This window comes from Stenotrophomonas sp., assembly GCF_031995405.1.
In the GTDB taxonomy this organism is placed as follows: domain Bacteria; phylum Pseudomonadota; class Gammaproteobacteria; order Xanthomonadales; family Xanthomonadaceae; genus Stenotrophomonas.
This window is the reverse complement of record NZ_DAMAGC010000094.1, coordinates 5,665-16,390: the sequence shown is the minus strand read 5'-3', so window position 1 is coordinate 16,390 and position 10,726 is coordinate 5,665. Positions and strand designations below refer to the sequence as shown.

Here is a 10,726-nt window from a genome sequence, read left to right as displayed (position 1 = left end):
CATCACCATCCATGATGCTGGCGTCCAGGCTGAGCACGCCGTCGCGATCGGGATTGCCGCAGCGACCGACGGTGGAATTGCACAGCTCGCTCTCGGCCCAGCGTGCGCCCGCCTCCACCGCATCCAGCGCACTGCCGCCGACGGACAACACCTTCCACGCGGCCTGGTTGGCGCCGACACCGAAATCCCAGGTCGATACCACCCGCGCGCCGGCGCGCGCCTGCGCACGCACGCGCGGCATGGCAAGCGCGCCGGCCGCCAATGCACCGGCCTGGAGGAACTGCCTGCGATCGGTCATCTCAACCCTCCCTGCACCCGCTGTAGTTGTTCCGCCCGACATCCGGGCGGGATGCGTTCATGCCACCGCGCGTTCGCGGCGTGCGGCGTGCCATACCGCCGCGCCCAGCATGCCCAGCTCGCCATGTTCCACCCGCCATACCGGCACCTGTGCCAGCACCCGCGACATTACGCCCTTGGCCAGGAAGCGCGCGCGGAAACCACCGGCATGCAGGAACGGCGCAATGCGCGTGGAAATGCCACCGGCCAGGTACACCGAGCGCGCGCCGAAGGTGATCGCCAGGTCGCCGGCCAGGCTGCCCAGCCACGCGCTGAACACCTCCAGCGTTTCCACCGCCAGCACGTCCTCGCCCGCATGCGCGGCGGCGATCAGCGCTTCGGTGGACTGCCAGCGCGGTGCCACGCCACGGATGCCGCACAGGCACGGATACAGATTCATCAGGCCGCTGCCGGACAGGATGCGCTCCTGGTCCACGTGTTCCCATCGCTGCTGCATCTGGCGCAGGATCTCCAGCTCCAGCGCATTGCCGGCGGTCAGTGCGGCGTGGCCGGCTTCGCTGGCCAGCACCGGCTGATCGCCGCCCTGGAACCGCAGCGCCGCACCCAATCCGGTGCCGGGTCCAAGGACCAGCGCCGGCCACGGCGAACTCTCGTTGCCGGGCTCGCCGTTGAGTGCCACCAGCGTATCCGGTTGCACGCAGGGGATGGCGTAGGCGACCGCTTCGAAATCGTTGATCAACGCCAGCGAGCGCAGCCCGGCCTCGGCGCGGGTGGCCGCCACCGACACCGGCCAGGCCAGGTTGGTGTTGACCAGGTGGTCGCCTTCAAGCAGGCCGGCGATTGCGACCACCGCCGTATCCACCGGCCGCGCGGTAACGGCGATGAAGTCGGCCAGGATCGCGGCCAGGCTGGCGAACCCTGCGCAGCTGTAACGGCGCAGGCCGTGCAGCTGCGGCGGCTGGCCGGGACGTATCTCGGCCAGGGCCACGCGCGCGAAGGTGCCGCCGACGTCGGCGACGATGACCGGTTCAACCGGGGATTCCAGGGCGGGCGTCATGGCGGACGTCGCGTCGGGAAGGGCCGGAACAGGGTCCGGAAACGGTACCGCAACGCTCACTCGCTGGCCTTGGCTGGGGTCGAACTCACCTGCACGATTTTCGGTGATCGGCCCCGGTTTGCAAAGCGGAGGTTGCCGTACCCGAGCGTATGCACAGGCGTCATCAAGGCTTGGCCACCTGCAGGCGATAGGTGGTGCTGGCCGTGGACGTGGGGCCATCGGCATGCACCGCGCGCACTTCAACCTTGTGCTCGCCGGCGGGCAGATCGGTCGGCAGCGCGCCACGCCACAGATGCGGCGACGGCGTGGCCTCGGGCGAGCGATCGAAACCGCGCAGCTTCTCGGCCTGGTCGTCGGCCATGTTCTCCACCAGCAGGCGTGGATCCGGCTGCTCCACCCGCTTCATGCCCTGCCAGCCGCCGTTGTCCACGCGGTATTCCACCAGCGTATCGGCCTGGCCCATGAACACATTGGCGTACACACCCCATGCCGGGTAGGCGTCCTTGCGCAGCACTTTGGGTGCGTGCAGCGCGATCTGGTAATCCTCCGGCGCGCGTGCCACGTAGTAGCGCAGGCTGTAGTCGCCGCCGGGCTTGACCGACAGCAGCGCATAACCGTTCGGGGTGCCATCGCTCATGGTCGCGTCGGGAATGCCGCTGTTGTCCTTGACCCCGGACCAGAACGCACCGCAGGCCGCGCCGACGTTGTACTCATGCAGCGGCTTTGCCCCCTGCCAGCCTTCGGCGGCACCGTGGTAATAGTGCTGCTGGGTGTGGCTGTGGCCGCTGAGCACCAGCACGTTGGGGAAGTCCTTGAGCAGGGCGAACAGGCGCGTGCGGTCGGCGTGGCGGAAGGTCTCGCGGCCCGGGGCGGCATCGAACAGCGGGATGTGCATGCCCAGCACCACCAGCCGGTCGCGCGGCAGGCCCTTGAGGTAGTTGCCGAGGAAGGTGAACTGGTCCGCGCGCAAGCCGCCAACGTAGGTCGGCTTGGCCTTGGGGTCGTAGACGACGTCATCGAGGAACACGAAGCTGGCGCCGCCCTCCTCCACCGCGTAGGTATCCGGGCCATACACTGCCCGCCAGCTGTCCAGCGAATGGCGGTCGTCGCCGGCGTCGAAGTCCAGGTCGTGGTTGCCCGGCACATGGAACCACGGCACCTGCAGCTGCGCGGTGGCCTTGTTGATGGTCGGGTACAGGTCCAGGTCGTCGTTGACGATGTCGCCCAGCGTGGTGCCGAGTCGCGCCGGATGCTTGCCGATGATGGGTTCGACGATGGCGCGCCGGTAGTAATCGATGTCGACCTTGCTGGCGGTCTGCGAATCGGTGAACACCAGCATCTCGAACCCGGCGCGCGCCGCATCGCTGCCCTTGGCCGGCTCCAGCGCGAAATCCCAGTTGCGGGTATTGGAGCCGGTGGCGTGGATACCGTCGTACTTCAGCCGCGGCGAGCCCTGCGGCGCGTAATGGCGCCAGTACGCCGGCAGGCCGTTTTCCGCGGCCGGGAAGCGATACTCATCGGGTTTGATCACGAACACCGTCTGCCCATCGCGCACCGGCAGGCTGTAGCTGCCATCTGCGGCGGTGCGCACGATGCTCTCGCCGTTGGAGACCTGCACCCCCGCCAGGCCCGGATCGGTCGGCCCGCGACCGGGCTTGCCGTCGCGCTCCTGGTAGACCTTGCCGGTCACGGTCACCTCGGCGGCCAGGGCGGGTGCGGTAGTCAACAGCAGGCAGGCCAGCCAGGCAGCAGTGCGGGTCATCGGGACAGTCCGTTCAGGGGTGGGTGATTGTAAAGCGGCACATCATCGCGTGTGCCGCGTTTCACCGACGTTAAACGGCGCGCGCGGTCGCGATCAGCGCGCGTGCCGCGTGGCGAGCACCTGCACCGCATCGTCCAGCGACAAGCCGCGCGCGCGCAGCAGCACGATCAGGTGGAACAGCAGATCGGCCGATTCGCCCAGCAGCGCGGCGTCGTCCTGCACCACCCCCGCCAGCGCGGTTTCCACGCCCTCCTCGCCCACCTTCTGGGCGATGCGACGGGTGCCGCCTTCGAACAGCGTGGTGGTGTAGCTGCCGGCCGGGCGCTGCTGCTCGCGCTGCAGCACCAGCGCATCCAGGCGGCCGAGGAAGTTGCCCGGCGCCTGTGCGAAGCAGCTTTCGCTGCCGGTGTGGCAGGTCGGGCCGGCCGGGCGGGCGCTGACCAGCAGGGTATCGTTGTCGCAATCGATGCGCACGGCGACCACGGCCAGCACGTTGCCCGACGACTCGCCCTTGGTCCACAGCCGTTGTTTGCTGCGGCTGTAGAAGGTCATGTAGCCGGTGGCCAGGGTCAGCGCCAGCGATTCAGCGTTGGCGTAGCCCAGCATCAACACCGTCAGGGTGTCGGCGTCCTGCACCACGACCGGCAGCAGGCCATCGCCCTTGTTCCAGTCGAGCCCGTCCAGGGCCTCGTGCGAGGGCAGTACTTCAATAGACATCTCGAACCTCGATCTGCTGCGCGCGCAGGAACTGCTTGAGCGCGGGAATGGCGATGGCGCCACTGTGGAAAACACTGGCGGCCAGCGCGCCATCGACGTCGGCCTGGTCGAACACGTCGGCAAAGTGCTGCATCTCACCGGCACCGCCGGAGGCGATCAGGGGCACCTGGCACAGCGCGCGCGCCTGGCGCAGCTGGGCCACGTCATAGCCGCGGCGCACGCCGTCGCTGTCCATGCAGTTCAGCACGATCTCGCCCGCACCGCGGCGCTGTGCCTCGACCAGCCAGTCCAGCGTGCGCACCGGTACCACCTGGGTCTTGTCCGGGTCGCCACTGAAACGCCGCACCCGCCATTCTCCGTCGGCCTCTCGCACCGAGTCGATGCCGACCACCACGCACTGCACGCCGAAGGCATCGGCCAGTTCCTCGATCAACGCCGGGCGACCCAGTGCGGGCGAGTTGATCGAAATCTTGTCGGCGCCGGCATACAGCACGCGGCGCGCGGTCTCCACATCGCTGATGCCACCGGCCACGCAGAACGGAATATCGATCAGCCGCGCGATGCGCTCGATCCATGTCACGTCCACCGCGCGCCCCTCGGGGCTGGCGCCGATGTCGTAGAACACCAGTTCATCGGCGCCCTGTTCGCGATAACGCAGCGCCAGTTCGGCGATGTCGCCCATGTCCACGTGATCGCGGAAGCGCACCCCCTTGACCACGCGGCCGTCGCGCACGTCCAGGCAGGGAATCAACCGGCGGCTCAGCATGCCAGCGCTCCCTGCAGGGTCATGCGCCCTTCCAGCAGGGCCTTGCCGAGGATGGCGCCACGGCAACCGACCGCCTTGGCGTCGGCCACGTCGGCGGCACTGCGCACGCCACCGGAGGCCTGCACGGCCACGCCCGGCAGCAGCGCTGCCAGGTGCCGGTACAGCCCGATGTTGGGGCCGGACAGCATCCCGTCGCGGGCGATGTCGGTGCACAACAGGTGCTGCATGCCGGCCTGGGCATACCGCGTGGCCAGCACGTCGAGCGTGTCCTCGGCGGTCTCGGTCCAGCCATGCACGGGCAACAGCCAGCGGCCGTCGTCGGCCTGGCGGGCATCCAGTGCGATGGTCAGCCGTTCCGGGCCGAACTCACCCAGCCAGCCGATCACCGTGTCCGGCTCACGCACCGCTACCGAGCCAACCACCACGCGGGTGGCGCCGGCATCGAGGATGCGCGCGACGTCATCGCGCGAGCGCACGCCCCCGCCGGTCTGCACTTTCAGCGGGGTCTGCTGCGCGATCGAGGACAGCAGCGGTGCCAGCGTGTAGCCCCCCGCGCGGGCGGCATCCAGATCGACCAGGTGCATCCACGTCGCCCCGGCGTCGGCAAAGGCGATCGCGCGCGGCAGCGGGTCATCGCCATAGGTGGTCTGCTGCGCATAGTCGCCCTGCAGCAGGCGCACCACGCGGCCCTCGCGGATGTCCAGGGCGGGATAGACGGTGAAACTCATGGCGATTGGTTCTCGATGAAATTGCGCAGGATCCGCGCGCCGGTGGCGGCGGACCGTTCGGGGTGGAACTGGGCCCCGCTGTGGCGGCCCCGCTGCACGACGGCGGCAAACAGGCCGCCGTGGTCGCAGGCCGCCACCGTGTGCTCCCCCAGCGGCGCGGCGTAGCTGTGCACGAAGTACGCACTGGCGCGCTCGGGTACGCCGGCAAGCAGGTCCGATTCGCGCAGCGGGAGCAGCCGGTTCCAGCCCATGTGCGGCACGCGGATGCCGGTGGCCGGATGCAGGTGGCGCACCACCCCCGGCATCAGCCCCAGGCATTCCACGTGGCCTTCCTCGGAGCCCTCGAACAGCAGCTGCATGCCCAGGCAGATGCCCAGCAGCGGCACCTCGAGCTCGCGCAGCGGTTGCACCAGGTCCTGCGCATGCAGGCGCGCCATGCCATGCGGCGCGGCGCCCACGCCGGGCAGGATCACCCGCGACACCCCGCGCAGCCCTTTGGCATCCCGCACCAGCCGCACCTGCACGCCCAGCCGCTCCAGCGCATAGCGCACCGAGCCCAGGTTCGCGCCACCGGCATCGATCAGCGCGACCTCGCTCACAGCGCCCCCTTGGTACTCGGCAAGGCGGTGCCCTGCCGCGGCAGCGCCTGGCGCAGCGCGCGCGCCAGCGCCTTGAAGCAGGCCTCGACCTTGTGGTGGTCGTTGTCGCCGCGCACGCTCAGGTGCAGGTTGAGGCCTGCCGCATCGCAGAGTGAGCGGAAGAAGTGCGGCACCAGCTCGGTCGGCATGTCGCCCACCCGCTCACGCTTGAACTCGCCTTCGAACACGAAATACGGACGCCCGCTGAAATCCAGCGCAGCGCTGGCCAGGGTCTCGTCCATCGGCAGGGTGAACCCGTAACGGCCGATCCCGCGCTTGTCGCCCAGTGCCTCGCGCAGCGCCTGGCCCAGTGCCAGGCCGGTGTCTTCAATGGTGTGGTGCTCGTCGATGTGCAGGTCGCCCTCGGCCCGCACGCTGAGCGCGAAACCGCCGTGCTTGCCGATCTGCTCCAGCATGTGGTCGAAGAACGGCAGCCCGGTGTGGGTCTGCGGCTCGGCGGTGCGGTCCAGGTCGACCTCCACGCGGATCCTGGTTTCCTTGGTATTGCGCTGCACGACCGCGCGGCGCGGCGCATCGGCCAGCTCGTGGGCAATGCCGTTCCAGTCCCAGTCGCCGCCGAACTGATCGGTGCGCAGCTGGAAGCCGCGGATCTTCATGTTGTCGGCGAACTGGATGTCGGTGGGCCGGTCGCCGACCATCGCCGAGCGGGCCCAGTCGATGCCGCGGTCCTGCAGGTAGGGCAGCATCATGCCGATGCCCGGCTTGCGGGTCGGTGCGTTGTCGTGCGGCCAGGTGCCGTCGATGAGCACGTCACGGAACACGATGCCCTGGCTGGCGAAGATCTGCAGCATCAGGTCGTTGGGACCATCGAAACTGGCCTGCGGATAGCCCGCGCTGCCGAGGCCGTCCTGGTTGCTGACGATCACGAACTGGTAGCCGGCATCGCGCAGCTTGAGCATGGCCGGGATCACATCGCGCACGAAGCGGATCTTCTCGTATGCATCGATCTGGAAATCGGCCGGCTCCTCGATGAGCGTGCCGTCACGGTCGACGAACAGGATGGGCGTCATGCGGCAACCCTCCGTGCCGCCAGCGCACTGAGCACGCGGTCGTTCTCCAGGGTGCTGCCCACGGTGATGCGCAGCGCGTCGTGCAGCTGTGGCGCGGCGCGCTGGTCGCGCACCACCACACCCGCGTCGAGCAACGCGTCGAAGGCCTGCTGCGCATCGGCGAAGCGCACCAGCAGGTAGTTGCCCTGCGAGGGATAGACCCGCAACACGCCCGGCAACACGGCCAGCGCCTGTTGCAGGCGGCTGCGCTCCAGCTTGATCCGCTCCACGCGTGACGCTGTGAGTTGCAGGTTGCTTTCGCTCAACCCGGCCAGCGCCAGGTCCGCGCACGGGCCGGGAATCGGATACGGGGCCTGGCAGCGGCGCAGCAGCTGGATCAATGCCGGTGCGGCGATCAGGCTGCCGATCCGGGCGGCCGCCAGCGCGTGCGCCTTGGACAGGGTGCGCAGCACGGCCACGTTGTCATGGGTTGCCAGCAGCGAAACCGCCGACGGCAGCGCCGCATACTCGGCGTAGGCCTCATCCACCACCACCAGCGCCCTGCCCTGCAACGCAATGACCACCCGCTCGATCTGTGCGAGCGCGATCGCGCTCCCGGCCGGATTGGACGGCGAACACAGGAATACCAGCTTGGCGTTGCCGGCCAGCGCAGCGGCGATCACCGCGTCGATATCGACGTTCAATGCGTCGCCATCATCGCGCAGCGGCACCTCCAGCAGCGGTGCGTTCTGCAGGCGTGCGCACACCGCGTACATGCCAAACACCGGCGGCGTCACCAGCACCGCATCGCGGCCCGGCTCGCACAGCGCACGCACCAGCAGGTCGATCGCTTCATCGCTGCCGCGACCGATCAACAGCTGATCGGGGGCGCAGCCATAAAGATCGGCCAGGCGCGCGCGCAAGGCGGCCGGCTGCGGGTCCGGATAGCGGCGCGCGCGGCCTTCACCGTCGGCCGGATTGGCCCAGGCCGATTCGTTGGCATTGAGCCAGACATCGCCCACCAGCGCACTGCTGCGCGCGGAGGAATACCCCGCAAATGCCTGCAGGTCCGGGCGCACCAGCGACATCACCGACGAAGAGGCGCTCATGCGGCGGCCTCCATGCGCAGGGTCACCGCGTTCTCATGCGCGTCCAACCCTTCCGCGCGCGCCAGCACGCGCGCGCAGCCACCGATCGCGGCGATACCCTGCGCGGTGGCCGACTGCACGCTGATCAGGTTCTGGAAGCTGGCCACGCTCACCCCGCTGTAGGCGCGGGCGGCGCCGGCGGTGGGCAGCACGTGATTGGTGCCACTGCAGTAGTCACCGAGTGCTTCGGGGGTGTAATCACCCAGGAACACCGAGCCGGCCGCTTCGACCTGCTCCAGCCACGCACGCGGCTCGCGCAGGGCCAGGATCAGGTGTTCCGGGGCGTAGCGGTTGCTGATCTGGAAGGCCTGTTCCAGCGAGTCGACCTGGATAAGCTGCGAGGCCTTCAGGGCCTGGGCGGCGATATCCGCACGCGACAGCCGTGCCAACTGGGCCTGCACCTCCGCCGCTACGCGATCGAGCATCGCCGCATCGTCGGTGAGCAGCAGCACCTGCGAATCCGGGCCGTGCTCGGCCTGCGACAGCAGATCGGCGGCGACGAATGCCGGGTTTGCACCGGCATCGGCGATCACCAGCACTTCCGACGGCCCGGCCGGCATGTCGATCGCCGCCGCACCGTCCTGCGCCACCTGCTGCTTGGCTTCGGTCACGTAACTGTTGCCCGGCCCGAACAGCTTGTCGCAGGCCGGCACGCTGTCGGTGCCATAGGCCATCGCCGCGATCGCCTGCGCACCGCCGAGCTTGAACACCCGGTGCACGCCGGTCAGGCGCGCGGCCACCAGCACGGCCGGATCGGCGCTGCCGTCCTTGCGCGGGGGCGTGCACAGCACCACTTCGCGGCAGCCGGCCAGCTGTGCCGGCACGCCCAGCATCAGCGCGGTCGACGGCAACGGCGCGCTGCCGGCCGGTACGTACAGGCCGACGCGCCCGATCGGACGCACGACACGCTCGCAGCGCACGCCCGGTGCCGTCTCCACCGCATAGCCCTGGCTCATGCCCGCCTGGTGGAAGGTGCGGATCCGCGCGGCGGCCTCGGCCATCGCCTGGCGCAGCTCGGCGGACACCGCCTGCTCGGCCGCGGCGAACTCGGCCTCGCTCACTTCAAAGCTTTCCGGCGCCACGCCGTCGAAGCGCAGGGTGATCTCGCGCAGCGCGGCATCGCCGCCCGCGCGCACCGCCGCGATCAGCGCCGCGACCGATTCACGGGTGCGCCCCGCCACGGCCTGGACCGGACGTTGCAGGGCCTGCGCCTGGGCGCCGGCATCCAGTTGGGACCACGTCAGACGATTCATGCCAGCGACCGCTCCACGCTCAACACCATCAAGCCCTGCGCGCCGGCGCGTTCCAGGTCCTCCAACCGCTGCCAGGTCAACGCGCCGTGGCACATCGTCTGCAGACGCAGGTGGCCGCCGTCATCGGGCAACTGCACCAGCGGGTCGGCGTCGGGCAGCAGCCGGGTCAACTCGGAGACCCGGTCCAGCGCGGCGCGGAACATCAGCAGCTTGCTGTCCTGCACCTTCACCACGCCATCCAGGCGCCGCAGCAGCATCGCCATCAGCCCGGCACGGGCGTCATCGGGCGTGCGCACCGGACCGGCCAGCACCGCCTCGCTTTCGATCAGGGTTTCCACCGGCTTGAGCTGGTTGGCAGCCAGGGTCGCACCGCTGGAGACCAGGTCGCAGATGAGGTCGGCCGTGCCCAGCCGCGGCGCGATTTCCACCGAGCCGGACAGTTCCACCACCTGCGCGTCCACGCCGCGCTCGGCCAGCCAGTCGGCCAGGATCGCCGGATAGCTGGTGGCGATGCGCTTGCCGGCCAGTTGTTCCACCCCGGTCCATTCCCATTCTTCCGGCACCGCCAGCATCAACCGGCACTGGCCGAAGTTGAGCCCGCGCAGCGCCTGGTAGGCATCAGGCAGGCCGAGACGGCGGCGCGCGGCGCCCTGCTCGTCCAGTTCGTTGCGCCCGACGATGCCGAAATCGCAGACGCCATCGGCGATCAGCCCGGGAATGTCGTCATCGCGGACCAGCAGCAGGTCCACCGGCAGCGATTCGCCGTAGCAGAACAGCTTGTCGCGACTCTGCCGCCAGCTCAGCCCGCAGGCGGTGAGCAGGCTGCGCGCCGGCTCGGCCAGCCGCCCGCTCTTCTGGATGGCGATCCGCAGCCGGTCACGGGCCGGGGCGTTCTGGGTTGCACTCATGGGGGGAGGCTCTCTACTCGGATTCGGGGGGTGTGGGCATGGCGGTCACGGCGATGGCGGCGGCATAGCCACCGTGGCCATGGTCCAGCGAGCGCGCCACGCGCCCGGTGGTGGTCACGCTCACACCGGTCAGTTCATGGATTTCGCGATACGGCACACCCTGCTGCAGCAGCGGCACCACCTTCCAGCGGTCGGACAGCGCCTCCAGCTCGGCGGGGGTGCACAGATCGCGCAGGAAGGCGGTGACCGCCTCCGGGCCGGACAGCGCGGCAAACGCACGCGCCAACGCGGCCAGGTCGGCCTGGGCATCTTTTTCGCGGGGGATTGGGCGTAGTTTCATCGTATCAATGTAATAGCGTGCTATTACATTAGCGCAAACGCAGGTCCAAGGTCAAACCGCCGCGACCCTCGCAGGGGACCCGTTCAGCCTCTCGAAACGAAA

Annotated in this window: 12 protein-coding genes; all 12 read right to left on the bottom strand. The window is 69.3% G+C overall.

The window, feature by feature from the left end:
* Positions 1–298: isoaspartyl peptidase/L-asparaginase (locus tag RTO53_RS14930; RefSeq protein WP_312238532.1), on the bottom strand; the 298-nt coding region annotated here is incomplete at its 3' end.
* A gap of 57 nt (positions 299–355) precedes the next feature.
* Positions 356–1,354, bottom strand: coding sequence for a glucokinase (locus RTO53_RS14925; RefSeq protein ID WP_312238531.1), 999 nt, complete (start codon positions 1,352–1,354; stop codon positions 356–358).
* Positions 1,355–1,517: 163 nt separating this feature from the next.
* Positions 1,518–3,116 (bottom strand): calcineurin-like phosphoesterase family protein, encoded by a 1,599-nt coding sequence (locus RTO53_RS14920; protein WP_312238530.1) that lies wholly within the window; start codon positions 3,114–3,116, stop codon positions 1,518–1,520.
* A 93-nt stretch (positions 3,117–3,209) separates the two neighbouring features.
* Positions 3,210–3,833 carry a bifunctional phosphoribosyl-AMP cyclohydrolase/phosphoribosyl-ATP diphosphatase HisIE gene (gene hisIE / locus RTO53_RS14915; RefSeq protein ID WP_312238529.1) on the bottom strand — a complete coding sequence of 208 codons (624 nt, stop codon included), beginning with the start codon at positions 3,831–3,833 and terminating at the stop codon, positions 3,210–3,212.
* Entirely contained in the window at positions 3,823–4,599 is a 777-nt protein-coding gene (hisF, locus tag RTO53_RS14910; protein ID WP_312238528.1) for an imidazole glycerol phosphate synthase subunit HisF, read from the bottom strand. The genes hisIE and hisF overlap by 11 nt, the downstream gene beginning before the upstream one ends.
* Positions 4,593–5,327, bottom strand: coding sequence for a 1-(5-phosphoribosyl)-5-[(5-phosphoribosylamino)methylideneamino]imidazole-4-carboxamide isomerase (gene hisA / locus RTO53_RS14905; protein ID WP_312238527.1), 735 nt, complete (start codon positions 5,325–5,327; stop codon positions 4,593–4,595). The genes hisF and hisA overlap by 7 nt, the downstream gene beginning before the upstream one ends.
* Positions 5,324–5,926: an imidazole glycerol phosphate synthase subunit HisH gene (gene hisH / locus RTO53_RS14900; RefSeq protein WP_312238526.1), complete on the bottom strand. Its 603-nt coding sequence runs from the start codon at positions 5,924–5,926 to the stop codon at positions 5,324–5,326. Before hisH ends, hisA begins: the two co-directional genes overlap by 4 nt.
* Complete coding sequence (hisB, locus tag RTO53_RS14895) at positions 5,923–6,996, bottom strand: bifunctional histidinol-phosphatase/imidazoleglycerol-phosphate dehydratase HisB (protein WP_312238525.1); 1,074 nt, start codon at positions 6,994–6,996, stop codon at positions 5,923–5,925. The genes hisH and hisB overlap by 4 nt, the downstream gene beginning before the upstream one ends.
* The gene (gene hisC / locus RTO53_RS14890; RefSeq protein ID WP_312238524.1) at positions 6,993–8,084 is read right to left on the bottom strand and encodes a histidinol-phosphate transaminase; all 1,092 of its coding nucleotides are present in this window, start codon (positions 8,082–8,084) and stop codon (positions 6,993–6,995) included. Before hisC ends, hisB begins: the two co-directional genes overlap by 4 nt.
* The gene (gene hisD, locus RTO53_RS14885; RefSeq protein ID WP_312238523.1) at positions 8,081–9,376 is read right to left on the bottom strand and encodes a histidinol dehydrogenase; all 1,296 of its coding nucleotides are present in this window, start codon (positions 9,374–9,376) and stop codon (positions 8,081–8,083) included. The genes hisC and hisD overlap by 4 nt, the downstream gene beginning before the upstream one ends.
* Positions 9,373–10,284, bottom strand: coding sequence for an ATP phosphoribosyltransferase (gene hisG, locus RTO53_RS14880; protein WP_312238522.1), 912 nt, complete (start codon positions 10,282–10,284; stop codon positions 9,373–9,375). Before hisG ends, hisD begins: the two co-directional genes overlap by 4 nt.
* Before the next feature lie 13 nt (positions 10,285–10,297).
* Positions 10,298–10,624 carry a YerC/YecD family TrpR-related protein gene (locus RTO53_RS14875; RefSeq protein WP_312238521.1) on the bottom strand — a complete coding sequence of 109 codons (327 nt, stop codon included), beginning with the start codon at positions 10,622–10,624 and terminating at the stop codon, positions 10,298–10,300.
* Positions 10,625–10,726: the final 102 nt, after the last annotated feature.

Coding starts and splice junctions, on each gene's coding strand:
- hisA (WP_312238527.1), bottom strand. CDS start 5,327: ATGAGTTTCACCGTCTATCCCGCCCTGGACATCCGCGAGGGCCGCGTG.
- hisC (WP_312238524.1), bottom strand. CDS start 8,084: ATGAGCGCCTCTTCGTCGGTGATGTCGCTGGTGCGCCCGGACCTGCAG.
- hisG (WP_312238522.1), bottom strand. CDS start 10,284: ATGAGTGCAACCCAGAACGCCCCGGCCCGTGACCGGCTGCGGATCGCC.
- hisF (WP_312238528.1), bottom strand. CDS start 4,599: ATGCTGAGCCGCCGGTTGATTCCCTGCCTGGACGTGCGCGACGGCCGC.
- RTO53_RS14875 (WP_312238521.1), bottom strand. CDS start 10,624: ATGAAACTACGCCCAATCCCCCGCGAAAAAGATGCCCAGGCCGACCTG.
- RTO53_RS14925 (WP_312238531.1), bottom strand. CDS start 1,354: ATGACGCCCGCCCTGGAATCCCCGGTTGAACCGGTCATCGTCGCCGAC.
- RTO53_RS14920 (WP_312238530.1), bottom strand. CDS start 3,116: ATGACCCGCACTGCTGCCTGGCTGGCCTGCCTGCTGTTGACTACCGCA.
- hisB (WP_312238525.1), bottom strand. CDS start 6,996: ATGACGCCCATCCTGTTCGTCGACCGTGACGGCACGCTCATCGAGGAG.
- hisD (WP_312238523.1), bottom strand. CDS start 9,376: ATGAATCGTCTGACGTGGTCCCAACTGGATGCCGGCGCCCAGGCGCAG.
- hisIE (WP_312238529.1), bottom strand. CDS start 3,833: ATGTCTATTGAAGTACTGCCCTCGCACGAGGCCCTGGACGGGCTCGAC.